This is a genomic window from Seonamhaeicola maritimus, from assembly GCF_008056315.1.
Classification (GTDB): Bacteria; Bacteroidota; Bacteroidia; order Flavobacteriales; family Flavobacteriaceae; genus Seonamhaeicola; species Seonamhaeicola maritimus.
This window is the reverse complement of the sequence record NZ_VRKQ01000010.1, coordinates 201,210-227,127: the sequence shown is the minus strand read 5'-3', so window position 1 is coordinate 227,127 and position 25,918 is coordinate 201,210. Positions and strand designations below refer to the sequence as shown.

Below are 25,918 nucleotides of genomic sequence, written 5' to 3'. Positions count from 1 at the left end.
TTAGGTGGAGTCTTTAGGTAGATTAAAATTTAACACGTAGTAACTTCCAAATAAACTGGGTAACACAAAATTCAGAAGCCACATTAGGGTTGAAATGCTTAAAATGGTTAGTTCATTAACTCCAATAAACGAAAACACAAATAAGGCAACACTCCCCTTAATAACTACATCAAAAATAATAATTGAAGGGATTATTGATGATAGAAAATACATAGAGCTAATTAGAATCATAGAATTTAAATAATCTATTTTAATATTAAAAATTTGAAGTAAAAAATAGAATTGAAATGAAAATACTAAATAGCGCGAAAAAGATAAGAGCAATGTATAACTAAGTGTTTTTTTTGAAAGGTTTACAAAAAAGATTTTAATCTTTTTAATTGAAATCCCTTTAATAGTGAACTTGCTATTTTTAACACCGAAACCAATAATAGTAAACGTCAGTAATGCAATAAGCAAGACTCTGGCTAGATTGTAATAATCAATATTAACATTGTATTTGGTTATAAAAAATAGCAGTCCAATTACTCCAAAAAATGTGGTGGCAAGCATTTGAGTAATGTTTCCTATTAAATTCAACAACACTATTTTTTTTCTAAAATTACGGGAAAAGTAAATAGCCTTTGCACCATATTCACCAATTCGGTTAGGGGTGAATAGTGATGCGGTTAAAGCTCCTAAACTTTGTTCTAATGCATATTTGAAGTCTATTTTATTAAATGAGGCTACTAATTTTTGCCATTTTATAATTTCCAAAAACCAGTTAAAACTTGTTAAAATGAGCAAGAGAAGGAGGTTTTTTGTCGAAAAAACGTCATTTTTGGTTAAAAAAGAAACAAAAACAGAAAAATCTATTTCAGGGTTGTTAGTTAGTTTTTTTAAAATAAAATAAATAGCTCCCGTTACAATACTTAATTTAATGAGTACAAAAAAGAATTGTTTAGTTTTGTAGGAGACCCAATTGTTCATGATTACAAATTAAACCATTATTTAGGTTATGATCACAAATTATAAATATTTCAAAATACTTTTTTTCTATTCTGTTTTTTTGTTAAGCAACTCATTTTATGCTCAGGAAGGAACAAGTCTCATTAAAGCTCAATTTGGCTTAGGATTAAATAGTCCTTCTAAAGATGGGTTTGTCAATAATTTTGAAGGGAAGAGTCTTAACTTTCCAACAGTTGATTTAGGGCTTCAATATATGTTTAACTCTGAACTTGGAGGGAAGTTAGATTATAGTTTTAGTAGAATTTCTAATGAAGACAATAACCCAACATTTAAATTGAATTACTCAAGAATCAATCTACAATTGGTTTATGATGCTAACAATATTTTTACTTTTTTACCTTATAGAACGGGTGTCTTTTTTCATGTAGGCCCTGGTTATTCTGCTGTTAAGCCTTTAGGGAATTACACTCAGAATAAAGAATCGTTTTTTAATGTAATGGGAGGTATGCAATTTCATTATGGGGTTTCAGATACCTTTTCAATATATACCGATGTGTCCTATATAAATGGTTTTGGAAAAGAATTTGACCCTATTACAGAAGGAAATGGGTCATTTAACGGAAATTTATTAACCATTACTTTTGGTGTGTCCATTTCACTTAGTGGATGTTATTTTTGTGATCAATAAATGAAGGAAACAATTATATTAGGAATTGACCCCGGAACAACTATTATGGGTTTCGGACTTATAAAAGTGGTAGGAAAGGAAATGCATTTCATTCAATTAAATGAACTGGACTTAAAAAAGTACAATGATCATTATTTGAAGTTGAAACTTATTTTTGAACGTACCATTGAACTCATTGATACCCACAAACCAGATGAAATTGCTATTGAAGCGCCTTTTTTTGGTAAAAACGTGCAAAGTATGTTGAAACTTGGACGGGCACAAGGAGTTGCTATGGCGGCTGGTTTGAGTAGGGAAATTCCTATAACGGAATATCTTCCTAAAAAAATTAAAATGGCAATAACTGGAAATGGGAATGCCAGTAAAGAACAGGTTGCAAAAATGCTTCAGAGCCTTTTAGGTTTAAAAACATTGCCTAAAAATTTAGATGCTACCGATGGATTAGCGGCAGCCGTTTGTCATTTCTACAATTCTGGAAAAGTGACAGTAGGCAAAAGCTATTCTGGCTGGGATGCATTTGTGAAACAAAATCAAGATAGAGTTAAAAAATAGGCGAATGCTTATAACTTAATGGCAGGAATCTACATTCATATCCCTTTTTGCAAGCAAGCTTGTTATTATTGCGACTTTCATTTTTCAACCTCACTTAAAAAGAAAGATGAGTTAATTAAGGCTCTTATTAATGAGGTCACTTTAAGAAAAGGAGAACTACAGGGACAGACTATCGAGACCATCTACTTTGGTGGTGGCACACCTTCTTTACTGTCTAAGGACGAAATATTGTTAATTATTGAATCGATTTACAACACCTTTGAAGTTATTGATAATCCTGAAATCACCTTAGAAGCAAATCCAGACGACTTAACTTCTAAACGATTAAAGGACTTAACAATTTCCCCTGTTAACCGTTTAAGCATTGGTATTCAATCATTTTACCATGATGATTTAAGGATGATGAACAGAGTCCACAATGCTGTAGAAGCAAAAAATTGTTTATCTGAAGCAACTCAGCTTTTTGATAATATTACCATCGATTTAATTTATGGCATTCCAAATATGTCTTTAGAAAAATGGAACCAAAATTTAGAAATAACTTTTGATTATGGAATAAATCATATTTCAAGTTATGCGCTAACAGTAGAACCCAAAACAGCTTTAGATAGTTTTATTAAAAAAGGAACCTATCCACCACTTGATGAAACTTTAGCTTTGAAGCATTTTAATCATTTGGTTGAAAGCTCAGAAAAAAATGGTTTTGTTCAGTATGAAATATCTAACTTTGGGAAACCTGATTATTTTTCAAAACACAATACTAGTTATTGGAAAGGGAAATGGTATTTGGGTATTGGCCCATCGGCCCATTCGTTTACTGGTAATTGTCGCAGTTGGAATATCGCTAATAATTCAAAATATATAAAGGCCATTCAAATCAATGAATTACCTAATACTGTTGAAGTCCTTTCAAAAGAAGATCAGTTTAATGAATATATTATGACCGGGTTGCGGACAATTTGGGGCGTTTCTTTTGACAAGGTTAAAACTGATTTTGGTGAAGAATATCTACAGCATTTAAAAAGGGCTTCAGAAAAATATATTGAGCAAAGTTTACTCTGTTTTACCTCGAATGAATTTAATGATAATCAAAATTCTACTGAGAAGTTAATAACCACCCAAAAAGGTAAATTTTTAGTTGATGGTATTGCTTCCGAATTGTTCATGATTTAGTTATATTTGAGTATGATCGCAACTATACAATATAATTCAAGAAAAATCCAAATAGATGTATCAAAACCAATCGATATTTCTATCGCCATTGACATGTCAAAAACAAATGTAAACGCTTGGTATGTTGATGACCCTAAGATTTTTCCTGAAGCTTCGGATGGTGAGATTATTAAGGTTTCAGAGGGGGCCGTGGTTAATTTTAATAATATTCATTTTAATCCACATTCACATATTACACATACCGAATGTGTGGGTCATATAACTAATGAAGTGCATTCTGTAAATAAAAATTTAAAACATTATTTTTTTGTTGCCGAAGTAGTTACTGTTGCACCAGAAAAGAAAGGAGACGATTTTTTTATATCTACCAAACAGTTAAAAACGGCTTTAAGAAATAAAAAAAGAGATGCCATTGTAATTAGAACACTTCCTAATTTATTGGAAAAAAAGAGTAAGAGATATTCAAATACTAATCCGCCCTTTTTATTAGAGGAAGCTGCTGAATATTTAAAAGAAAAAGGGATTAAACATTTACTAATTGATTTACCATCGGTTGATAAGGAAAAAGATGAAGGAAAATTGGCTTTTCATAATGCATTTTGGAATACTTCTGGTGAAATAAGAATGGATGCTACCATAACGGAGTTTATATATGTACCCAATTCAATTGTAGATGGTGAATATTTACTTAATCTTATGATTGCACCTTTTGAAAATGATGCCACTCCTAGTAAACCTATTTTGTATAAAATAATTCAGTAGTATGGAAATATTTTTAGCTATTATAATAGGCGCTTTAGTTACTTTGGGGGTTGTTACATTTTTAAAGTCTTATAAGAGGAAACAATTAACAAATGCGCAGTCCGTAATTCTTTTAGATAAGATTAAGAAGGTCTGTAAGTTTATTACTGTAGAAGGTGATTTTGCTGAAATTTATCATTATGAAGATGTTAAGCAAAAGTTTTTAAAACTCATTTCCAGCAAAAAGAAGGCTTTAGTGGTTATTAATGCCAAAGCACATGTAGGTTATGATTTGTCTAAAATCCTGTTGAGCTCTGATACTGCAAGTAGAACCATAGTTTTAGAGCATTTCCCAAAGCCAGAAGTGTTATCAATAGAAACCAATTTGAATTACTATGACAAATCGGACGGACTATTCAACAAATTTGAAGCCACTGATTTAACAGATTTACATATGGAAGCAAAACACCATATAGAAGAAAAAATTCCAGAAAGTGGCCTCATTCAAATTGCGCAAGTAGAAGCCAAAGAAACCATTCAATTGATTGAAGTCATAGTGGAAACTATCGGTTGGACATTAGATTATTCTGCGTTAAAAATTGATGGTAAAGATCAAAAGTTAATTTCATAATTGTGGTTTTTCCTGCGAAGACAAGATTTTAATTATGAGAACTTAGTAAAATGAAAAATTTATCTGCTTACGATCGAATAAAGATAGTAGTCTATGTAATTGGGTTAATTTTGACAATCTATTTAATTACTGTTGTTGGTTTAATTGATAGCCATACGCCTCCACCAGGTTTTGTTTTAGCTCTTTTTTTTATGTTTTTAGGAATACTGTGGTATTTTGTTGATCGGATAGTAATTCATTTTTCTAGCTTTATTCAAATAAAACATTCAATAAATATTTTTGGAATATATTTAAATTTTATAATTGTCATTTGGATAATAATTAGAGCCTTATGAACATAGAACAAATCCGTAATTATTGTTTGAGTAAAAAAGCATCAACAGATGAATTTCCTTTTGATGAAAACACCCTGGTATTTAAAGTAATTAATAGGGCGAATTAATTAATTGAAAATCAATGATGTAAGTCGTTTATTTGAGTGAATTTATTCGGAATTCAAACTTTCTCGCATTTTTTTAGTCATTCCTTTTACTACCATTTCGTAACTATGGTCAATAAGTTTTAAAATAAATTTTGGGTGCAATTCCCTTCTATATATAGCAATTGTATTCCAATGCTTGTTGCTTACATAAGGTCCAGGAAACACACTTTCATATTGTTCTCGTAATTCAATGGTATAATCAGGGTTGCATTTTAGAGTAATCGATGCCTCTCCTTTTTCCCATTTGTTTAATGGGGCTATTACAAACATTTTATTTAAGACCTTAAATACAAGTGTGTTTTCATCGAAGGGAAATTCTTCGGTTGTTGATGGTTTTTTTAGACAATATTCTCTCAGTAATTCTATATCCATTAATTAAATATAATTAAAATATGTATTAGATATTTCAATAAATCCTTAGCTCTAAAATATTTATTAATATACCCCCGTCCTAACCACTATCTAAAAACTAGGTCAAAATAAAACCTAGTCTTTCTTAATCGGAATAAACAATCCCGTAATATTCACTTCCATCATTAAATAAATTTATGTGATAGCTATATCCCTTTACTTTTAATGGCAATCCTAAATGTGTGCATTCAACCGATTCCATCTTAACAACCACAGCATCATGAAATCTATGACATGTGGGAACTAGAATATCTGCATAATTTTTCACCAAAACCTTTTCATTCTCCGTTAATCTTTGGTAAAACTCTCCTTTTTTAACCCTTGAAGTTAGCCTTGCTAACCTTATAGATTGCTCATTGGTATATCCACAATTCCTGTAGAATTCAATGGCATCCAGACGTTTGCTATAATGTCTATTGAGCATTTTATTGTAGAGTTGTTTTGCCTCATCTCGTGTAATCTCAAATGCGGTCATTAGATTATCATAAATATTCAAACTAATGTCGCTTCCAATCAAGCTATCCACAATCTGTGCATTTGCTGAATCTAAATCAATGATGAGGTATTTTATTGGTATTAGGCTTCTCAACTCTCTTGGCAATCTAATAAGAGGATAATATTCTCTGTTTTTTATATCTTTGGGTCTATGATTACCTTTCCCTTCTGCTATTAGAAAACCTATGGATTCTATTAGGTTGTTCACTATGGATTTTCTGGAATAACTATATATATCCTTACCAGCTTTTAGGTCTTTAAAGAGCTTCTTAGAACGTTCTTTTATCCAATTCCTTTCATTGCTATCAGGTGTAATATTTAGACTCTTCAGGGCTTTAAAAATAGCATTACAAGCCCTGTTATTCCTATGGTCAGTATCTTCTAATAATGATTTATGAAGCTTGATGTCATATGTCAGTTCATAGATGCTTATTACCCTATCTATATGTTCAGGAAATGCAGTCTTTTTGAATCTGTAAATGGCATAAAGCATCTGCCAATTATCTGTTAGGTCCTTGAGGCAATTCAGCATAAGACTGGCATTTGCATCCATATAGTTGGCATTTCCATAATCAGCCTGATTTTGGGATAGTTGATTGAAATAATAACTGGTATCCACATTGGACCTCAGATATAAATCAACGGTATGATAGAACTCATTTGGCTTGAGGGTTTTATTCTGAAGTTTATCCAATATTACTTCAGCATCGGATAACTTTAGCAATAATACAGTAAGATAAACTAGTGCTAAATCATAAGTAAAGGAACCTTCATCCTTGTATTTAAGACCCTTTAAGATGTCTTTGAAGCTGTTGTGAAGGTCAAGAGTTGGAAGTTCTGCAATATTTTGTAGACGCTCTTTGAAGTTGACGCTACGAAGAGTTGTGTATTTTTCATTGGTGGATTCATATTCAAGAACTTCAAATCCATAAGACCTGAGGGTCTGGTTAAATATAGGTTGGTTATATTGATGGTAGTCATTGATTAATCCTAGAGGTTTGGTCAATAGCATGAGTCTGTTTATGTAATTGTCTTGTGTTATTAGCTCTTTGTTTATATCACTCCCAAAGTAGTAGTTGCCATTAACCTTGGATTGATATTTCTTCAATGTATCTTTGTATTGAGTTGCAATATTATCAACCTCATATTGGGTCTTTGGGTAGTGAATCTCATTGAAATTTCTATCCTTTTTAGCAGTGGTGTTTATATATAATGCATTATGAACCTCATGTCTGCATCTCCCATAGGCTTGGACAAAATTCAATATGTTTATCTTATATGCCTCGTTGCGTTGTTCGCTAACAACACAAATGCTGCAGTCATGTTCAAAGTCGAACCCAGCGAAGTAGCTTGATGATAGAATAAATACATCATACAGGTCATAATCCAAGTTCTCTGATGAGATTCCTCGTCCAAAGGGGAGTAGTTTAATCATTAGGTTGTTGCCGACAAGATTGGCAACTCTTAGGTCCCTGAAGTCCTTGTGAACATCTATGTTATTTGAAAATACAACTACCTTTCTGCCAAGTCTTTGTTCACGATATACAAACTCTTTATAGTGTTGTAACTTGGGGCTAACCATTACTGGTCTGATAGGTTGGTTTTCCCTTTCCAATCTATAGTGCTGGATATTCATATTCTCAGGCATATCCAAGTTATAATAGATAGGCGTTGCTGTTGATACCTTGAAGTTACCTTGCCATTGGTTAATTACCAGTTCCATGAATTCACCCAAAGACTTCCTGTATGAGCTGTCCTGAGTAAATGCATGAATCTCATCTACAAACACATGCATTGGGGTTAATTGATTATATAAACCAGAATTCATGGATTTAATCTTGAGTACTTGCTCCGCTGTTGTATTGATTATAAGATTCTGATTGCGGGGTAAGATATTGTCTAGATAGGTTTCAACATCTTTCCAAGTATCATTGGATTTGCTATATATGAATAGTTGTTTATCACTATCATATGATTTACCTAAATTCTCCTTGCTTTTTATCATTCCAATATTGGGTGAAATGATTATGATACATTCATCTGTTTTATTCAGTACCGAATGCGTTCCTCCAAGTCCTGTTGTACCCTTTGTGACATGGGTGTTTTTGCTAAAGTCTTTTAATACATCTTTAGCTTTTCCGTTTACATACTTACCATTAAATGTTAATGTTTGATTTTTATTAGTTTTCATTTTAAATTAATTATTAAAATGAGTGCTTTTTACTATATAATTTGATATTTATATAATAGAGTTGACACTCTTTAATCTTGTTTGGATTGCTGTACATTCCGATTTAAAAACAAGAAGTTTTATTGATGACCCCTTAGGGTCATTGGATGGTGGTATCATATTTATTTTGATTACCACCATTTTATTATATGCTGATTTAAGGTTTCAGCTTAACCATATACTTATCATGAATTCTTTTCATCCTTGATAGGACCTTATGACGACCATTCTTGATGCTATTGTAGCTCTTTGCAGAGGTCTTAGGTAGCTTATAAAGATTGTTGACCCAAATAGCTTTAAGCTTATCAAAAGCTCTGTGTTGCTCTTGGTATTCGTTTAGGAAATACAATAGAATCAAGCTGTCCCTTCGTTCAACCAATGGTAGTTTGTCGAGGTTGGTTTTCAGACCCCATGATTTGTTGTTTTTGTGTTTTTCATTTTTCATAGTTTTATGCTTTAATATTTATGTTATATATATAAATATGTAGAAAACAAGTAATGTTAGCCTTGATGATTACTTATTTTAAATTTAGTTTCATTAGAGGTGTTACAGTCTAAATATTCGGGTGGAAAAACCTTCCAAAACGATGTGGGTTATCCCACTCAGTTTTTAAGGTTGAAATATTGCAAAATCCCGTGGAGCACCCTACTATTACTGGATTCTTTAGTTTTAAATTAGGTCCCTCCAAATAGGTTAATTGTTATAGTAAAATACTAATTGGAAGGGACGTGATTACCATGGAATTTTGCAAAGAAATCACGCTGGAAATTCTCTAATCATTAAATCCTCAGGTATACTTAGAATTTTATCAATTTGTTTAAAGAAAAATGGAACATTCTTCACTTTACAATCTTCTCTAATCAATCTTGCCCAATCACAATCAAATGGTCTTCTGTTATGACCACTTTCGCCACCATTTATTACCCAATCAACCAAATCCAACAACACCCTATCAGTTCCATCATTAGCTTTAGCCATCAAATTAATTTGTTCAAGTTGAGGTTCAACTGAAAGAAACCTCTTGCCATTGACCTTCGATAGTTGAACAATTAGATTTCCAGCAGTTTTTTGGTCCACTGGTGACGTTCCAAACATGACATTCTTTGGTGGGTTCTCTTTCCAACTTTCAGGAATGTATTTGTTGATGTTTGATGGTCTCTTGGTCAACAATAGGAATAATAGGTTTGGCGAGTTGGGAACCACCTCATTGAAGAATTTGTCTCTCAACTGACCCGTATTCCAAAACTCATGGGTATCTTCGTGATAGGGATTGCCCTTATGGTCAACCAGAGGCATTGGTTTTTCAAAGATGTCTTGCATGGAACCCACAAACACCTTGTGGATTTCACCCGCCTTCATGGCTTCCTTTTGATATGTTTTAAGTTTCCCCCAAACATCTTTAATCATTCTTCGGGGTTTATCAATTCCCCAAATGTTATTACCATATCTTCTTGCCATTGCTAATGCGTAACAATTGTCGCATCCTGAATGTACTTTTGTACACCCCCACCATAAATTTGCCGTATGGCGTGTCCATTCAATTTTACTGTCTTTACTCATAATATTTAGTTTTTATTAATGTCCATTTTATTATTTAGTAGGATTCGGACCAACACTCCCATATTTATGTTTATGGATGACTTTTATAAATGAAGTTTATCATATTTATTAAATATTTCTTCTACTTCTGGTCCCCATAGGAAGTTGTTCTCGGAATCCAAGATTTTATTAGAAAGCATTATAATAGCATCCCAAGCATCGGGCTTATTTATTATTTCATTTGTTTTATCCCAAGCTTTTATAATGAATTCAATATCAAAATGTTTCTTACCAATTATTTTATTGATTTCTTCCATTTCATAAATCAAGCATTCCGAATCTGATTCTGGTTCTTCTTCTTCTTCCAAATAGAAATCCTCAAATAGACCTCTTATGTCGTGCTTTTTGCCCATCATTTTGATTTCTGAAGCATAACCGCTTAAGCATATCATTCCCCATTCAAGCATTTCTGCTTCATGCTCATCCAAACTATTGGATGTATAATATCTAGGTTTAAAGGATGGATTGACTTTACAAATTCCAGTGCCATCTTCATTTGCGTTAATGAATATTATGTTTCTTCCCAATAAATAATATATTAAAGCGTGACCCGCTTCGTGATATGCCGTGTTTTTTAATTCGTTTCTCATAATTTTATTTTTTTTATTACCGCATAGTTATCCACCCCCAGTCTTTCGCTGAATTGTTAATTAATTGAATAACAGATGCTTATTATTTTGCCTTCAGAAATGAAGGACTTTTGTTTAATTTAATCTACTCAGTCTTTGTTCTTGGATTGCTAGTCTATATTTATCCATTAAACAAACCTCAATTTCTATTTAAAAAGATTATATCTTTTTCTTCATCATAATATTCCCATCCAATTTCATCACATACTTTATTTAACCAACCATTTTGAACCGCAGCTTCAAAATATTCTGGTGCCGCTTCTTTCCATTCGTACACAGTTTTATATTGTGATTTCGGTTTAGAAATCATTTTTGAGATTTCTTTTTCTGATGGAGATTCCTCTATACTTTCATAAAATTCTTCAATCTCAGTTTTGAAATCTCCATCATAATTTTTTATAAAAATCAATGCTTTTTTAAGACTTCCAAATACATAGGTCTCAAAAGATTCCCAAAATATTTTACGGTTTTCATCGTGGTCATCATAGTCTCTTGGTATTATTTCTATACCCTCAATCCTTGCATTGAATAAATGAATCTTTGATATATCTTTGGGGATTTCTAGTATCCAACAATCCTCGGTGAGTTCGTCATCTGTCCAGCCATCCAACAGTATTTCATCATAAATGGAATATGATATTCCATCGTTATTGCCATATTTATATTTTCCGTTTATAAATTTTATCATAATATTTTAATTTAAATTGGACCATTTGTTTTCGGTCCGTTAATAATCTGCATTTGAATCACTTGCAAGTTAAATTCACTACAAATATACTACTGAAATATCATAAAAAACAGGGAAATATATATTATGACATATATGGCGCAAGTAATAAAACCCTATATTTGTTGATAATATTGATATTATACTTAATATAGATAGTAAATAAAATATGTTTTATGTATAAAATGACGCAATTGATAATAAATTCACTGAATTACAATCAGATATTATCAAATCTATTGGCGGATAACCCATCAAGTAAAAATTTCCCAGAAAATGTATTAACTCGTCTTATAACAATTATTGGAATGACTTCTGGATTAACACTAATTGAAATTGTTAATCTGAAATGGAGTGATATACTAGCCGTAGATAGCAGAAATCGACCTAAGATTAATAAAAAATATCGTATAGAAAGACATTATGAATTTCCAATCAATGCAAAGCTTCACAATCAACTGGCAATTTTTTATAATTATTTAAATCAACCACAGCTGCAAACTAGAATAATTGATTGCTATCAAGAAAGTCTAACAATTGAAACTCTACTTCTAAGAATCAATATTACATTGGGTATTAAATGGATTAATGGAATAAAAAAAGATGTCGTGGTAAATTATAAGAATGAACAACTCCTTCAGATTTTGTTTGGAAGAAGGGTTATGGAAGTTTGTGGAAGCACCAATAAGATTAACACCTATTTGAAATGGTTGTTTAAGCTTGAAAACAATCAACAATTATTTAATTTTTTGGGATTTAAATCTAAGGATGATATCCACGAAAGCATTTCCAATATTTCCCTGATTGAAGATGGTCGATATGCATATCTCTTTGGAGAACCAAGTAGTTTTCTGGATGATGATAAGCATTTTCTTTCTCAGAATCCAACAACCAATGAATTCTATACATTCCAACATTTTCAAGTGTTTTATGAATTCCTAAATGGAGTTAAGATATATAAATACAATATAGTTACTCAGGGAATTGTTATTCTATTGCTTATAAGTCTTACCAACGGAATACGATTATCAACATTGCTCAATTTACGGTGGTCTGACCTTTTTGATATCAACCAAGATACTTTTGAAATAAAACTCAAAAAAACTATTACATTCAATAAGAAAGAATTGCTATTTCACTACTCGGTATTAAAAAAAATCCTCTTTTATTTTGAAAATGCAATGAAATACTTTGGATTCAATGGTGTTAAGATTTCAGGTGAAGATTCCCTAAGTTTTCAACAACAAACCCCAAATCTTGAGTTGCCAGTTTTCATAACCAACAGAGGAAACCGACTTGTGAGGAATAGTCTAAATAGGGAGTTGAAAAAGGCGTTGAATGGGTTGGACTTTCAACATACTGATAAATTTGCCTTAGAATCAACTCTAATCATGTATGGTAGACGAATTATCGAACTAAAAGGAATACACAGACCTACTCTTAGGTTATTAAAAAAACGATTAAATTTCCGTACAACTCTTGAGCTGTTTAAATTCTTAGAAATAGATGAGCAAAAGGGCAACGATGGACAAATAATGAAAGAGTTTGAGTCCGTTCATGACCATATTTTATATAATAAGTAAATGAAATTCAAACTCTTTGAATAGGGGTTTAAGCATTGTTGTTTAGTTTGTTATATAACAAAGGAAGTTTTTTGAATAAAATAAAGGGTAGTAAACTAAGTCAATTTTCTACCTATTTATTCTAATTCAGATTTCAATACTTTATAAATCTTTACCATCGCATAAGTATCCAATTTACAATATTCAAGTAAATGTTCTCTTGTTTGCATTGCTTTTTTGTTTTTTTTTTAAGCACAAGGCTTTATTCTTTAAGGAATATACCTAACACCAATAATTGCAATCATTTTTGGTTTTATAATCGGAACATTACTTGCAAGAAACAGAAAATTACCACCAACAACTACTACTCACTTGGAATTAAACATAAAGAGAATATTGTAAAAAATAAATTCGATAGTTGTTAAAACATTTAAAGATTTTAATCTTTTATGCAACGAATACATAATCCATTATTTTTTGACCCATAGCTATGTTGTAGTTCACTATCAGTATTTATTACTCTATAATAGGCAGTGTCATAGGGTGTGCCGTTAATCCATAATAATCCTCTATTATTCAAATTGCTAAATACACCAGAACTAAAACTTTTAGAACCGCTTGGAATTACTGTAAGACCAAAAAGATTATCTCTTTCTGAATAAGGGTTGTGAGAGTTTAAGAATCACTCCATCTTTGGCTGCCAGCCAAACGCTCTAGCCAACTGAGCTAATGCCCCTTTCTCAGCGTTTATAGTATTTACAAGCCTTTAGCTTCTTTTTACTAAAAATGCATTTGACTGCAAAACTATGCAAATGTCTACATTTTAATGCAAAAACCCACCACCAAAACCCACCACCATTTTAATTTTTTCAGTAGTTATAATTATCAACCTAATAAAACAATACTTGAAATTAATTGCTAGTACTCCATGGATTAAAAACCAAGTTCTCCATATAGTCTTGTTTTTGAACTATTAACATTTTTTCTACGCCATTATCATCTTTCACTGGGAGAAAACCATAATCATAGCAGAAGTAATATGTTCCACTTTTAAATGTGTAAATATGGGTAAACACATCGAAGTTATAACCTGATTTAAATAGTATCTCTCTTTCCACTGTGGTCTTTCCACTAGGACTGAAATGAGCTAATAAGCTTCTATTCCTTCTTAGTGTACTATTGATTTTTTGAATGGTTATTTCATGCAATGGTCTATTCTTGTTATGATGCGTACTTCTACATTGAGCGTCACAGAATTTTTTATCAGTTCTACCAACTAGCTCCTTGTTACAGGATAAACAAAATTTCATTTGCATAATACTTCTTTTTAGACGTCTATATACGTATATAAACGTTTAAAAATACGGTTTTTAAATTATTATACCGCACTTTTAGGTTATGAGAGCTACAAATACTTTAATCAAACCTGAAATTAATATTATTGGCACTAAGTCAGATTACCAATTAGCAATGGATTTAATGCTCCAAAAGTTAACATTAAAGAAATACAGCCAGAACACCATTAAGACCTATCTACACATGTTTAAACAGTTTCTGGGATATATACACCCAATGCCGCTCCATCAGGTCACCACAGCTCATATAATGCATTATCATAAAGAATTAGTGACCAAACGGAGTGTATCGTCATCTTATCAAAATCAGAGCATAAACGCTATTAAATTCTATATAGAGAAAGTGCTAAATCTTCCAAAAGTAACTTATGATTTCTGTAGACCAAGAAAGGCAAAAACCTTACCTAAAGTATTATCCTTAGAAGAGGTTTCTTTAATATTGGATGCTACCAGAAACATAAAGCATAAAACAATACTTTCAGTTATCTACGGATGTGGACTGCGTATATCAGAGTGCATCAATCTAAAGATAGAAGATATTGATTCTTCCAATATGCGTGTATGGGTCAGAAATGCTAAAGGAAAGAAGGATAGAATAACCTTATTATCTCCCAGCTTATTAGAACAGCTAAGAGCTTATTACAAAGTATATAAACCAAAGCAGTGGTTATTTGAGAGTCCCAGCGGTGGGAAATATAGCGTATCTAGTATCAGACAGGTATTTAATCGTTCCAGAAAGAAAGCTGGGGTTAATGTACCAGCCACGGTTCATACGTTAAGACACTCATTTGCAACGCATTTATTGGATGCTGGAACCAATTTAAGATATATTCAAAAGCTTTTAGGTCATGGTAGTTCTAAGACTACAGAAATCTACACTCATGTAAGTACTACTAATCTGATAAATATTGAAAGTCCTTTCGAAAAGATTGGGAAATTTGATACCTTTACAAATAGGAAATAAACGCAATAAAATACGTTTATTAAATAGTTGTATTTAATAATCCCAGACTTCTGGAACTCCCCTTGTTCATTGCAACTATCGCTATTTATTGACTAAGGTCAGTGTTATAAAATGATAATGGAATACTTCACTGTGGAATAATACTATTACCGACCAAGCTTTCGATTGAAATCGGATGAGAGTTTTACTCTCAAATACGAATTTTGATTCGCATTAAAGCTTGTAAAAGGTAGCAGAAATTTTTGACAAAGTCAAGTACTTCTCATGCTTTTGATTTGATAGCACTGATGTGATTTTCAATAACAAAAGTGCTAGCTTGCTTATAAAATAACGAACCATATCAGGCTTGATATAGCGCATAATTTTAGAACCATGACCATCAGACAGGAAGTTACTATGTAGCGTCAGGTCTTCCTACGTAATTCTGGATATTTCCCGAGGAAATTTCCAAATTACTAAACACAACACCGTGCATAAAAAATAGCTATTAATAAGCTTAAATTAAACTTATTGTCATATTTTTAAGGTAAATACCAAGCATGGAAATAAGGCTTATTTAACCGCTACATTCCATGCACAAAACGTTGCCAACAATACAACTGTACTCTTACTCATTAAACTGACTTACTGAATTGTCTTTATTTTTTTTCGACGCTTTTTTTAGCTTGTTTGCGGACTAATAATCTGAATGTTAAAAACTTGTTGAAAACGTTTATGTGTTTCTATTTGTTTCTAAAAACTTCTTTCCTAAATTTAAACTGCTATTAATAACCTTAATAAAAGCAATCTATGAGTACACAAAGCACAAAAGCGAAAACAATTAGGTTAAACCCTAGTGTTATTGCAAAGATTGAAGCTTTAGCAGAAGAAGAAAACCGTAATTTTTCAAATATGGTTGAAACTATTTTGTTGAAGGTTGCTAAATCACCTGATATTATCAGGATGTAGGTAAAAAACCAAGGGTGCTAGAAATAGCGCCCTTTAAACTAAAAAGAAACGATTGAAATAAAAATAAAACCCTTGCGGTAACAAGGGTTTGAGCTGAGAGTTCTTACGGCTTTGATTTAAGAAAAATGTTTAACAAAAATTCCATTATTATGGCCAAAACAGGCAAGGGCAAGAAAAAAGTGTATGTCGCCCCGTACAAACGGAATGGTAAAAAGGTTGGACCTCATTACAGGTCAACACCTAATTAAAACCATCGGGATGCGGAAAGTCCGTATCCGTCAATTGTTTAACCCTTAAAACAAAGAACTTATGAGAACCACTCGTAGAACGATTCGTATTCCGTCAAGGACGGTAAGAATCACTCGGACGATTCGCATTACTAGACGTGTAAGACTAAGATAATGCAATCAATCAAACGTCAGTATTCGTAGTACTGGCGTTTTTTTGTTGATACAAATTAAACAATTTCCATCTATTTTAACGCTAAATCGTTGTTAAAATTGCGATATATCAATCGATATCAGGTATTTTATAGAAATTTTCAACCGATTCTTAATAAAACAGCTTATTAATTTAATATTTCTCAAACTTTTTGCTTCCGACCGTCAGCAACTTTGCCTTCCCTCGGAAAAAAATAAAGGTTTCAGTATGTCAATGAACGTTTGTTCTTCAATGAAAAGTACAGTTGGCAACAACGTATAAAATTCATTGCTTCTTTCGGTTTACTACCGAAAATCCTGCGGATTTTCAGTTTGGTTTTGTACTTGTAAAGGTTTTCGCTAAATTCACGCAACGAAATCTTATACAAACCGTTAGGCAACATTTGACAAACCAATCAACATCTGAATAGAATATGGGATTTTTTGATTTTTTAAGTTTAAAAACAACTGACGAAAAACTGACAGAAAAATTAGTGAATTTTGTTTACAACAGTATTCAATCTAAAAAAGGGGTTCGAGTAGAAGATGCGATATGTTTGATTTCTACAATTGTTGCAGAAAGATGTATTGAAGTTACGAATGAATTTTCAATTAACGAACACGAATTCGAACCTGGTTCAGCAGTTTTTTCCGAGAAAATTAATGAATTACTTGTTGGAGAAATCGCTGTAGAAAAATGGACTGAATTGCCTGAAGAATGTGTTTTTGCTAGAATTAAAAGTAAAATTAATTCTCATTTTGACAATAGTTCTTTTCCTTCTCTAACTGGAATTTTTGAAAATTACGCGAAGAATGTTGGAAAAACGGAATGGGGAAATCTAAATTTATCAATTCCAGAAGATAACAAACCATTCTTATTGCCATTACGAGTTGGATATGAAACAAGAAAATTCATTGATAATAATATAAATATTGAAAATAACGAAAAGACATTACAGATAGCGATTAATGCAATAGGAAAAATACTTATAGAAACTAAAATGGCTTTGGACTCATCAATTGCTTTGGTTATGACATTCGAAATTATAAATGGAATGTCTAAAACAGCAACAATGACTGACAAAAAAATAAAAACGTTGCCTAACACCGTATAAAAAAAATTGATAGTTTTAGCTAAACCAAAGTTAGTTGCTCGTTTGCTTGCTTCTGATTTTCCTTCGGAAAATCCTCGCACACAAACACGCAACTTTCCTTATACAACAACGTTGTGTGTAATGTAACCAAACCTTATGTCTAAATTCATTGAACTAAAAGATTTAATCCATTTTAAAGGTAAATTCATTTACGACAATTTCATTTTAAGAAATTTAAAGCGGATTGAATTTAGAAGTGCTTTATCGAATGAATTAACATATTTGGAAATTACCAAACAGAATATCAAAGACAAGGAGTTCAGTATTAAACGAACAAATTGTGCAATCGATTTGAAAGGAAATAAAAATTACGATTTTGAAATAAAAGACTCTGAAAAAAATATAAATTGGAAATCACATAATCCGATTAAATTTATTGGATTTTCAAATAAATCATTTTATAAATCTGAAAATTCGGAAGTCAAAATTGTGAGTAACGGATTTGGAAAAATGGTTTATTTAAATAGTAAGTTCATTGGTCGAATAAAAAGAAAACGAATTGACATAAAAAATGAGAATTACGCCAATATTCTCATCGGAATTTGTTGCGTAGATATAATTTGCAACGATATTTATAAATTGAACGAACCGAATGATTAAAAACACTACACACAACACCGTGTATAATTCATTGCTTCTGATTTTCCTCATCGGAAAATCCTCGCGCTGAATTAATGCCTTCTATTTTTTATTAAATTAGTTGCTGAAACACGCAACGAAATCATACACAAAACCGTTGTGCAACATATCTGAACTGAATATCGAACGATAAATTTTGAAAAGTCAAAGAAAAACAATTTACCAAGTATTACTAATGATGATTTTCATCTTGATTGGATTATCAATATTGACTGTTGTTTTAGGTATCCTGTCAATGGGAGACAACGTGAATGATAAACAGGTTGAATTTAATGGAATTATAAATAGCGTTGTCGGATTTCCAATCGGACAATTTAAAGTCGGATTCCCACTGTTGCAGAACAATACTGAATTTTGGAAAATCAATAATCTGATTTTACTCTTTTTAAACACTTTGATTCAAGCATCAGGAATTGTTTTCATTGGAAAATACGTAAAAAGGAAAAGAGTAAACAAATAAAATACGTTGCACAACACCGTATAAAAAAAATTGCTAGTTTTAGCTAAACCAAAGTTAGTTGCTCGTTTGCTAGCTTCTGATTTTCCTTCGGAAAATCCTCGCACACAAACACGCAACTTTCCTTATACATAAACGTTGGCGGTAATTTAGGAGGACGAATCTGCATATTAGAAACTAAATGAAAATAAAAAACCAGAAAATATTGAAAATTCTAACATTGGGATTATTCTGTATTACATTTCAAAGTTCATTTTCACAAATTAAAGACGACTGTAATGTAATACTTAAAAATTGGCGTGCGGCAGATTGTGATAATACTTTTGACCCATACAGAATAAAAAATAGAATAACAGGCATAGAAACAATTGATAATGTTACAATTATTACAGTGAACTTTTCTGAGAATTGTTGTGTTGAATTGAATCCTTCTTTGGAATTTGAGAATAATAGACTGAATTTACTCCCATATACTGAATATGAAGGCGATTATTGTGAATGCAATTGTTGTTTTTCTATCAGCTATGAAATTTATGGACTTGCTCAGCTTAATTACGAAACATATTTTAACGGTAAAAGGATTGAATTTTCAAATGAACACTATCAAGTAAAAGAACCGACATTTGAAATTTATAACGGTCAGGAGATTAATAAGACTAATAAATATGGTTTTCAAGAAGGTATTTGGATGAAATTTTACGAAAGTGGAGAAATAAAATATTTGTATCATTTCCCTGACCAAGTCCTTTATTATCGCTCCTATCCAACATGGACAAAAGAATTTTATGAATCTGGAGCTTTAGCCTATTATAATAGAAACGACTCCACAGAAAGATGGTTTGATGATGGACAATTACAAGCTTGGGACTATAAATATAGCATTGGAGACACGGCTTATAAGGAGGGCTTTGCTTTATATGACAATCATCAATTGAAGAAAAGGTATAAAGAAAAGAGTCATATAGAGAAGGATACAAGTACAAGACATCTTATTGAAAGAACTATAACTGATGTTTTCTACCATGAAGAGTATTATGAAAATGGTGTAAAAAAGTATTTGTATACAATGGATACTATTTTTAGTTGGTATAACACTGGTATTATAAAAGAGAAGGAAATAAGTAATGGAAGACTTGAATATAATGAAAGTGGAAAGCTCGTAAAGAGAATTATCCATTGGTCTTTAAATGACACAATATCAAACTGGAACCTAAGCCATTCTTTCTATATTGAATACTTAGAAAATGGACAAATTGGAACTATTCATTATGTAAGGGATGAAGTTTTAGATGGAGGTGATAGCATGGCTCCAAGTAATCATTATTATTGGAAATGGAATGAATTAGGAGAATGCTATGAAACTCCAAGTGAATGGACAGAAGATTTACCTTGGATAGGTTTTTATGAAATAAAACTACCACCAACAAAAAATATACGTAATGCGGGGCAAAGTAGGTAATTTAAACTTTTGTACATTTATTAAAAATCGTATCGGCTTGATAGGTTGGAGCGTTGAAATCCCGCACTCCGCATATTCAGGTCGTTATAGCCAATGAAAAATTAGTTTGGGAAGACCAATAAACATAAATAGCACGGAAGAAATTGTCGACTTGAAAGCCTCGAGATATAGAATTTATTCACTTGGAGGATTTGGTGTGAACCTTAATCAATTCTCAATCTCCTTAAAGAATATCGCAACAGATGAATCGATTAAATGTAAAAAGGCTTTTTGGCCAGTACAAGCATATGCTTTTGGGAAAAGAGCTAAAAGGATTTTAATCGTAGATATTCCAGAAGAAGGACGCTATGAAGTATTATTCGATAATCCAGAAACGTTAAGAATAAAACATTCAAATTTGCCGATTAGTTCAATGTTCAGAAAACCTTTGGCAACCGACAAAATTGAAATACTAATTACTGAAAAGCTCGGTGTATGGCCGAAATTAAAATGATAAAAGAAAAAGGCTATAACACAGGAATATAATCAATTGCCGCATAAAGCTTTCGCACAATCCAAAGCAAAAAATTATATTCTAAACGTTAGCGGTAATTTGACCCCAAATTTAAATGAGAGAGCAGATAACAGTCGATAAAGCAATAAAGAGAGGACATTTGACAGTCAATCTTCCTGTTTGGCTTTTATTGTTGGGAACACCTTGTATAGCTATGTTTCTGTTCAGTCAAAAACTGATTCCAAATTGGGGAATAGCTATTAGCTTTTTAATTGGATTTTTACTTGCTTGGCTATATTGGAGCTACAGAATTACCAAATGGAGGATTTGGGCTTTTGAAAACGTTAGAAACGTTCACGAACTTAAAAAGAAAGCAATTCAACAAGGTTTAATTTGGAAAGACAATAGTTGGTTTAACAAAACAGAAATCAAAACCGACTCTGACAAACGAAAATGGGCTGAATTAGAGAAAAAGTTTGAGAAAAAAGACGTTTTCAAAGAAGACCGTTCTGTTCCAAGTCAATCTGTAATTTACTATTCAAAAATTAAAAACACATATGAGTTTATAATAATGCTTATATGTTTAGCAGGGGGAATATACTTATTAGTAAACTCGGACAGCTATATTTTCGGAACTTTACTAACTTTAGCTGGAGGATATTTCGGATTCAAGGAACTAAAACAAGTTTTTGACAGGAATCCGCAAATAACAATAGACAGTAAAGGAATTAAAACCATAAATACTGAATTTAAAAGTTGGAGTGAAATAAAAAATGAAGAGGTTTTAATGGAAGGCTCTGGAAAGCACAGAGAATTTTATTTTATTTATGACTATAAAAACGGATTTGAAAAGCTGAAAATTGACGACTATGATATAAGTCCTAAAAAGCTAGAAAATTTAATTAGAACATATCGAATTAGAAATAATAAAAACTACCGCTAACATTGTATAAAAATAATTGCTTGGTTCCAGCCCACTCGGAAAATCCTGCGGATTTTCCTCTGGTTCGTTCCATTTTTGTTAAGTTAGTTGCTTAATCACGCAACTATCCTTACACAAACCGTTGTGCTTCATTATGACCCGTCCTGAATAAAGGCTACATAATTTTAAACATTATGTACAAAAACGACAAAGTAATCAGACGGTATTCAGAACCTTTTAAACTGAAAATTTTAGACGAACTTACCACAGGTAAACTAAACAAGTATCAACTCGGCAAACTTTATGGTATTGCTCCTACTACCATTAACGAATGGATTAGAAAGTACAACCGTAAAGACCTAATGAACACCAGAATTAAAGTGGAAACAAAAGACGAAATCACACGTATTAAAGCACTTCAAAAGGAAATCAAACAGTTAAAACAGCTCTTACTTAAAAAGGATTTAGATGCTCTGGTACTGGATTCCTACCTAGAAGTAGCTGCTGAACAATTGGGATATAAATCTGTAGCGGAACTAAAAAAAAAGCTAAATATCTAGCCTTAATTAAAGCCAAAGATAAAGCTAAGGGATTTGCTTCTTTAACAACTATAACCCATTGTTTTGGACTCAAACGTGATGCATTCTACAAGTATAAAGATAGAGCTGGAAAACGCTTAGAGTTAGAACAACAAATTATAAATATAGTTAAGAAAAGGCGCAAATCCCTTCCTAGAGAAGGCGTTCGTAAACTCAAAAAATCATTGCATGACGAGTTTAATAAAGCCAACCTTAAAGTCGGTAGAGACACCCTGTTCAACGTCCTTAGAAAACACAACATGCTAACTCTTAGAAAGAAATACAGCTCTAGAACAACCAATTCATTACACAGGTTCTATAAGTATAAAAACATCATCAAAAATGTAAAAGTAACCAAGCCTAATCAAGTTTGGTTATCTGATATTACCTATATCAGAACCGTGAAAGGCTTTTGTTACTTAGCTTTAATAACAGATATGTATTCTCGTAAAATTGTTGGTTATGACCTTAGTGATAGCTTAGAACTTAAAGGATGTGTAAGAGCCCTTAATAAAGCTTTATATCAAGTTAAAAATACCTGTACTGAGCATAGTCGAAGTATTAAACAACTTATTCATCATTCGGACAGAGGCATACAGTATTGCAGCAATCAATACACACAAATCCTTAAAAGAAATAGGATAAATATTAGCATGACCGAAGAAAATCATTGCTATGAAAATGCCTTGGCTGAAAGGGTTAACGGGATTCTTAAAGATGAATTTTATCTTGACCAAACCTTTACTGATACGGCTCACGCAAAAAGAGCTACAAAAAATGCAATTAATTTATACAATGAAATAAGATTACATTTATCTTTAGACTATAAAATACCAAATATGGTATATAAATTAACAGCGTAAATCATTTTTTAACCTGTAGCCATATTTCAGGACTAGACATGTTGAACCAGATGAGGAAATTCATTCTTATATTGACTATTTTGACCTTTTTATCGTGTGATTTGAATAATCAAATTGAACTCGATGGAAATTGGATAATTACCGAAATGACCTATGAGGGAAAAAGCGTATATCCTAAAACTCTGAATCAAACTATCCGAATCGTATATGGTGGATATGAAAACTCTGAAAGTATGAATTTTAAAGTATCTGACTCAACTTTAACGCTTCCTGGATTCGAATCAGAGCAATTAAAAACGGAATTCGCTTTTGATAAAGGAAAACTAAAAATTAACTCTAATCGCTCAAACTCTGAATTAGAATTGACAAATAAAATTTTTAGCGGGACTTACGACTGGGCTTTTTCGAATATAGAAAAAACGTTGAAATTGAAATCGGATAAAACTTATATAAATATGATAAGTCAAGAAAAAATTGTAAGTGATTCGGTTGACAAAGTATTTGATGGATTATAAAAACACTACGTACAACATTGCATATAAAAAATTGCTATTTTGTGCTGAACCAATGGGAGTTGCTTTGTTTGCTAGCTTCTGATTTTCCTTCGGAAAATCCTCGCACACAAACACGCAACATTTCATATACATAAACGTTGTATGCAATTTCAGCAAAACCGAAAAAATGAGTGACGAAAAAAGGGAAAAGTATTTTAAAATGGTTTATGACAATATTGAAAAATATGGATTTCATAATACCTACGTAATGGAAGAAATTGGATTTACGCCTTTTGGATACTCAACTGGAATTTATAAAAACTTTAGAATTCCTGAACTTTTCATTTCTGGACTTCCGAATGGACTAACAAATACGTTGATTACTAATTATGCGGAAAGATTTAAATTCAAAGAAATACCGCTGAATAAAAAAATTGATGATTTAATTGACCGATTTCCTGTTTACTTCATTGAGGTGGAAAATGATAAGCTGACTGAATATACGTTGAGTTCGTTTAAGTTTTATGAAAATTCGGAATTCAATTATTTACAGTTAATTTTTCCTGACTTGAATGGATTTTTTCCAAATGAAGCGGAATATGACTATGACCAAGAAATATTAGGAGAATGAAAAAACTGCATACAACAATGTATAACCGCAATTACGGCGGATTCGACTACGTCCGAATCCACGCGGAATTGCTAAAGTCTGTGCTAAACCGAAAATTAACGCATATTAACCCGTAACTGACGGTTATACTAGACCGTTACCTGCAAGCTGAATGAACAACACGTTAAAAAAAATAACACCATTTCTGATTTTATCAATATCGTCTATAATTTATGCGATATTCATTGTAATTAAGGAAAGAAATTTAGGTTGGGGATTTTTTGCTGTTATTGCATTAATTGTCATCGGAATTTTACTGTTTGTTGTTGACTTTGGATTAAAAAAATGGCTTAAGAATTACAAAAAAATATTTCTGACTGAATTAGCTTTATTGCTACTTGTAGTGGTAGTTTATAACTATAAGTTCAATCGGACTAAAACACTCGTTTTACCAACGGAATTTAACAAAAGTTATGTGACAATAATTTATGGAGTTGAAAACTCGAAAGATTTGTCCATATCAGCTTTGACTTGGAATAAAAAAATAGAAATACCAAAGAGTGGAATTCTTTTAACTTCATCTGACTTTAATGAAAACCTGCGGGAAACAGATATGAAAATGGATTCTGGAATCTATTTAAACTCTGACGAAACCGAAAAAGGATTTATTCGAATGACAGAATCTGAATTTGAATCAAATGGTCGAAATTATAAATTTAGAACTTGGAAAATACAAGACGGATTTTGTTGTTCTTATTCATCAAAAGAAGTTGAAAAATTTAAAACGGAATTAAAAACGGAATTTGAAACGGAATTTGAAAAAATAAAAGCCAGCAGGTAACACCGTATATAATTTATTGCTTGGTTCTAGCTACTTACGAAAGTCCTCGCGGACTTTCTATCCTTGATTTATTTGCTAACTTTAGTGCTTAAACCACGCAACTAATCTTATACAAACACGTTGTAGCACATTATAAAAAAAATCAAGTGAGAAGAATGTTCAACACCATAATATTAGGAGTTTTAGCGCTAATTGGAATAATTGTCTTAGCTAGCTGGAATTCAAGCAAAAAAGCAGTCACTAAAAAAACTACTATCATTCAAAAAGTTGAGCTCAGACAAAAAAGCGAGATTTAAAACTTTCTGTTTTGTACAATTACGGAGATTCCACAAAAACTATTTCAGAGAAAGCAACAGCAGAAATAATAAAAAACACAATGAAATCAATCAATTGGAATGAATTTCATATTGTGCAATTGGAAGATGAAAATGGAGATGGATACAAAAGTTTACATGTAAGCGGAAGTTTAGAAGAAGATGGGTTAGCTTCAGGATTTGTGACAGATGATGACCACATTTTATTGGTAAAACCGCCTACAACAGTGAAAGAAATGACTGAAATCCTTCTTGACTTTTTGAAAGGAGAAGAAATTTGGAGAAAAAAATATGATTATAAATAACGTGCCACAACAATGCCTATAATTAATTGTTGCAGAGGAACTAAAACAGAAAGAATTACTAAATTTGAGAAAAGAAGAAATAAAAAGCTATGAACGTTAAGCCAGTTTTGTTTCGCCATCCAAAGTGCCTCCTCCATCGCTCAGTCCGATTGTCGGCACAGCCATTGGCACAAAACTGTCCAATCAACAACTAATCATAGCCTAGAACGTTGTAAAACATTTTGACGCAACCTCT

General features: G+C 31.9%; 27 protein-coding genes. 20 read left to right on the top strand and 7 right to left on the bottom strand.

The features are described 5' to 3' along the window. Complete coding sequence (locus FUA22_RS09110) at window positions 1-969, bottom strand: lysylphosphatidylglycerol synthase domain-containing protein (RefSeq protein ID WP_147767656.1); 969 nt, start codon at window positions 967-969, stop codon at window positions 1-3. Window positions 970-997: 28 nt separating this feature from the next. Between FUA22_RS09110 and FUA22_RS09105 the strand changes: the two genes are divergently transcribed. Genes FUA22_RS09105 through FUA22_RS09085 form a run of 5 tightly spaced genes read left to right on the top strand, consistent with a single transcriptional unit; the run spans window position 998 to window position 4,733 of the window. Beyond that, window positions 998-1,636 carry an outer membrane beta-barrel protein gene (locus FUA22_RS09105; protein WP_147767655.1) on the top strand — a complete coding sequence of 213 codons (639 nt, stop codon included), beginning with the start codon at window positions 998-1,000 and terminating at the stop codon, window positions 1,634-1,636. Continuing rightward, entirely contained in the window at window positions 1,637-2,188 is a 552-nt protein-coding gene (ruvC, locus tag FUA22_RS09100) for a crossover junction endodeoxyribonuclease RuvC (protein WP_147767654.1), read from the top strand. Window positions 2,189-2,206: 18 nt separating this feature from the next. After that, window positions 2,207-3,361 carry a radical SAM family heme chaperone HemW gene (gene hemW / locus FUA22_RS09095; RefSeq protein WP_147767653.1) on the top strand — a complete coding sequence of 385 codons (1,155 nt, stop codon included), beginning with the start codon at window positions 2,207-2,209 and terminating at the stop codon, window positions 3,359-3,361. Window positions 3,362-3,373: 12 nt separating this feature from the next. Further along, complete coding sequence (locus FUA22_RS09090; RefSeq protein ID WP_147767652.1) at window positions 3,374-4,123, top strand: cyclase family protein; 750 nt, start codon at window positions 3,374-3,376, stop codon at window positions 4,121-4,123. A 1-nt stretch (window position 4,124) separates the two neighbouring features. Further along, window positions 4,125-4,733 carry a DUF4230 domain-containing protein gene (locus FUA22_RS09085; RefSeq protein ID WP_147767651.1) on the top strand — a complete coding sequence of 203 codons (609 nt, stop codon included), beginning with the start codon at window positions 4,125-4,127 and terminating at the stop codon, window positions 4,731-4,733. 484 nt (window positions 4,734-5,217) lie between these two features. On the opposite strand, the gene FUA22_RS09075 is transcribed toward FUA22_RS09085, so the two are convergent. From FUA22_RS09075 to FUA22_RS09055, 5 genes are all read right to left on the bottom strand, one after another. Beyond that, entirely contained in the window at window positions 5,218-5,586 is a 369-nt protein-coding gene (locus tag FUA22_RS09075; protein WP_147767650.1) for an MmcQ/YjbR family DNA-binding protein, read from the bottom strand. Window positions 5,587-5,710: 124 nt separating this feature from the next. Then, the gene (locus FUA22_RS09070; RefSeq protein ID WP_147767649.1) at window positions 5,711-8,311 is read right to left on the bottom strand and encodes a hypothetical protein; all 2,601 of its coding nucleotides are present in this window, start codon (window positions 8,309-8,311) and stop codon (window positions 5,711-5,713) included. Window positions 8,312-9,107: 796 nt separating this feature from the next. Next, the gene (locus tag FUA22_RS09065; RefSeq protein ID WP_147767648.1) at window positions 9,108-9,911 is read right to left on the bottom strand and encodes a DUF5131 family protein; all 804 of its coding nucleotides are present in this window, start codon (window positions 9,909-9,911) and stop codon (window positions 9,108-9,110) included. Between the two features lie 83 nt (window positions 9,912-9,994). After that, complete coding sequence (locus tag FUA22_RS09060; RefSeq protein ID WP_147767647.1) at window positions 9,995-10,540, bottom strand: M41 family metallopeptidase; 546 nt, start codon at window positions 10,538-10,540, stop codon at window positions 9,995-9,997. A gap of 178 nt (window positions 10,541-10,718) precedes the next feature. After that, window positions 10,719-11,267, bottom strand: coding sequence for a hypothetical protein (locus FUA22_RS09055; RefSeq protein ID WP_147767646.1), 549 nt, complete (start codon window positions 11,265-11,267; stop codon window positions 10,719-10,721). Window positions 11,268-11,482: 215 nt separating this feature from the next. On the opposite strand from FUA22_RS09055, the gene FUA22_RS09050 reads away from it, so the two are divergent. Then, a complete protein-coding gene (locus FUA22_RS09050) occupies window positions 11,483-12,889 on the top strand; it encodes a site-specific integrase (RefSeq protein WP_206667097.1) in 1,407 nt (468 codons plus the stop codon). 890 nt (window positions 12,890-13,779) lie between these two features. On the opposite strand, the gene FUA22_RS09045 is transcribed toward FUA22_RS09050, so the two are convergent. Then, a complete protein-coding gene (locus tag FUA22_RS09045) occupies window positions 13,780-14,178 on the bottom strand; it encodes a hypothetical protein (protein WP_147767644.1) in 399 nt (132 codons plus the stop codon). Between the two features lie 88 nt (window positions 14,179-14,266). Here FUA22_RS09045 and FUA22_RS09040 point away from each other — a divergent pair, with 88 nt between their 5' ends. From FUA22_RS09040 to FUA22_RS08980, 14 genes are all read left to right on the top strand, one after another. Beyond that, entirely contained in the window at window positions 14,267-15,187 is a 921-nt protein-coding gene (locus FUA22_RS09040) for a tyrosine-type recombinase/integrase (protein WP_147767643.1), read from the top strand. Window positions 15,188-15,976: 789 nt separating this feature from the next. Next, window positions 15,977-16,135 carry a hypothetical protein gene (locus FUA22_RS18430; protein ID WP_170309886.1) on the top strand — a complete coding sequence of 53 codons (159 nt, stop codon included), beginning with the start codon at window positions 15,977-15,979 and terminating at the stop codon, window positions 16,133-16,135. Window positions 16,136-16,988: 853 nt separating this feature from the next. Then, window positions 16,989-17,669 carry a hypothetical protein gene (locus tag FUA22_RS18425; RefSeq protein ID WP_170309885.1) on the top strand — a complete coding sequence of 227 codons (681 nt, stop codon included), beginning with the start codon at window positions 16,989-16,991 and terminating at the stop codon, window positions 17,667-17,669. Between the two features lie 135 nt (window positions 17,670-17,804). Further along, window positions 17,805-18,308, top strand: coding sequence for a hypothetical protein (locus FUA22_RS09035; RefSeq protein ID WP_147767642.1), 504 nt, complete (start codon window positions 17,805-17,807; stop codon window positions 18,306-18,308). A gap of 175 nt (window positions 18,309-18,483) precedes the next feature. Then, window positions 18,484-18,807, top strand: a complete 324-nt coding sequence (locus FUA22_RS09030; RefSeq protein WP_147767641.1) for a hypothetical protein — start codon at window positions 18,484-18,486, stop codon at window positions 18,805-18,807. A gap of 202 nt (window positions 18,808-19,009) precedes the next feature. Further along, a complete protein-coding gene (locus FUA22_RS09025) occupies window positions 19,010-20,263 on the top strand; it encodes a hypothetical protein (protein WP_147767640.1) in 1,254 nt (417 codons plus the stop codon). Window positions 20,264-20,369: 106 nt separating this feature from the next. Next, a complete protein-coding gene (locus tag FUA22_RS09020) occupies window positions 20,370-20,756 on the top strand; it encodes a hypothetical protein (RefSeq protein WP_147767639.1) in 387 nt (128 codons plus the stop codon). Between the two features lie 115 nt (window positions 20,757-20,871). Continuing rightward, window positions 20,872-21,699 carry a hypothetical protein gene (locus FUA22_RS09015; RefSeq protein WP_147767638.1) on the top strand — a complete coding sequence of 276 codons (828 nt, stop codon included), beginning with the start codon at window positions 20,872-20,874 and terminating at the stop codon, window positions 21,697-21,699. A 173-nt stretch (window positions 21,700-21,872) separates the two neighbouring features. Next, complete coding sequence (locus FUA22_RS09010) at window positions 21,873-22,238, top strand: transposase (protein WP_147767637.1); 366 nt, start codon at window positions 21,873-21,875, stop codon at window positions 22,236-22,238. Then, window positions 22,202-23,119 (top strand): IS3 family transposase, encoded by a 918-nt coding sequence (locus tag FUA22_RS09005; RefSeq protein WP_147767636.1) that lies wholly within the window; start codon window positions 22,202-22,204, stop codon window positions 23,117-23,119. The genes FUA22_RS09010 and FUA22_RS09005 overlap by 37 nt, the downstream gene beginning before the upstream one ends. A gap of 101 nt (window positions 23,120-23,220) precedes the next feature. Further along, window positions 23,221-23,634, top strand: coding sequence for a hypothetical protein (locus FUA22_RS09000; RefSeq protein WP_170309884.1), 414 nt, complete (start codon window positions 23,221-23,223; stop codon window positions 23,632-23,634). 166 nt (window positions 23,635-23,800) lie between these two features. After that, complete coding sequence (locus FUA22_RS08990; RefSeq protein ID WP_147767633.1) at window positions 23,801-24,244, top strand: DUF4262 domain-containing protein; 444 nt, start codon at window positions 23,801-23,803, stop codon at window positions 24,242-24,244. Window positions 24,245-24,395: 151 nt separating this feature from the next. Continuing rightward, window positions 24,396-25,064 carry a hypothetical protein gene (locus FUA22_RS08985; RefSeq protein WP_147767632.1) on the top strand — a complete coding sequence of 223 codons (669 nt, stop codon included), beginning with the start codon at window positions 24,396-24,398 and terminating at the stop codon, window positions 25,062-25,064. 307 nt (window positions 25,065-25,371) lie between these two features. Next, window positions 25,372-25,683: a hypothetical protein gene (locus tag FUA22_RS08980; protein ID WP_147767631.1), complete on the top strand. Its 312-nt coding sequence runs from the start codon at window positions 25,372-25,374 to the stop codon at window positions 25,681-25,683. Window positions 25,684-25,918 lie beyond the last annotated feature (235 nt).

Bases quoted from the DNA above. Each gene is read 5' to 3' on its own strand.
- FUA22_RS08990 (WP_147767633.1), top strand. From the start codon at position 23,801: ATGAGTGACGAAAAAAGGGAAAAGTATTTTAAAATGGTTTATGACAAT.
- FUA22_RS18425 (WP_170309885.1), top strand. From the start codon at position 16,989: ATGGGATTTTTTGATTTTTTAAGTTTAAAAACAACTGACGAAAAACTG.
- FUA22_RS09070 (WP_147767649.1), bottom strand. From the start codon at position 8,311: ATGAAAACTAATAAAAATCAAACATTAACATTTAATGGTAAGTATGTA.
- FUA22_RS09010 (WP_147767637.1), top strand. From the start codon at position 21,873: ATGTACAAAAACGACAAAGTAATCAGACGGTATTCAGAACCTTTTAAA.
- hemW (WP_147767653.1), top strand. From the start codon at position 2,207: ATGGCAGGAATCTACATTCATATCCCTTTTTGCAAGCAAGCTTGTTAT.
- ruvC (WP_147767654.1), top strand. From the start codon at position 1,637: ATGAAGGAAACAATTATATTAGGAATTGACCCCGGAACAACTATTATG.
- FUA22_RS09035 (WP_147767642.1), top strand. From the start codon at position 17,805: ATGTCTAAATTCATTGAACTAAAAGATTTAATCCATTTTAAAGGTAAA.
- FUA22_RS09045 (WP_147767644.1), bottom strand. From the start codon at position 14,178: ATGAAATTTTGTTTATCCTGTAACAAGGAGCTAGTTGGTAGAACTGAT.
- FUA22_RS09110 (WP_147767656.1), bottom strand. From the start codon at position 969: ATGAACAATTGGGTCTCCTACAAAACTAAACAATTCTTTTTTGTACTC.
- FUA22_RS09105 (WP_147767655.1), top strand. From the start codon at position 998: ATGATCACAAATTATAAATATTTCAAAATACTTTTTTTCTATTCTGTT.
- FUA22_RS09060 (WP_147767647.1), bottom strand. From the start codon at position 10,540: ATGAGAAACGAATTAAAAAACACGGCATATCACGAAGCGGGTCACGCT.
- FUA22_RS08985 (WP_147767632.1), top strand. From the start codon at position 24,396: ATGAACAACACGTTAAAAAAAATAACACCATTTCTGATTTTATCAATA.
- FUA22_RS09015 (WP_147767638.1), top strand. From the start codon at position 20,872: ATGAGAGAGCAGATAACAGTCGATAAAGCAATAAAGAGAGGACATTTG.
- FUA22_RS09090 (WP_147767652.1), top strand. From the start codon at position 3,374: ATGATCGCAACTATACAATATAATTCAAGAAAAATCCAAATAGATGTA.
- FUA22_RS09055 (WP_147767646.1), bottom strand. From the start codon at position 11,267: ATGATAAAATTTATAAACGGAAAATATAAATATGGCAATAACGATGGA.
- FUA22_RS09065 (WP_147767648.1), bottom strand. From the start codon at position 9,911: ATGAGTAAAGACAGTAAAATTGAATGGACACGCCATACGGCAAATTTA.
- FUA22_RS09040 (WP_147767643.1), top strand. From the start codon at position 14,267: ATGAGAGCTACAAATACTTTAATCAAACCTGAAATTAATATTATTGGC.
- FUA22_RS18430 (WP_170309886.1), top strand. From the start codon at position 15,977: ATGAGTACACAAAGCACAAAAGCGAAAACAATTAGGTTAAACCCTAGT.
- FUA22_RS09085 (WP_147767651.1), top strand. From the start codon at position 4,125: ATGGAAATATTTTTAGCTATTATAATAGGCGCTTTAGTTACTTTGGGG.
- FUA22_RS09075 (WP_147767650.1), bottom strand. From the start codon at position 5,586: ATGGATATAGAATTACTGAGAGAATATTGTCTAAAAAAACCATCAACA.
- FUA22_RS09050 (WP_206667097.1), top strand. From the start codon at position 11,483: ATGTATAAAATGACGCAATTGATAATAAATTCACTGAATTACAATCAG.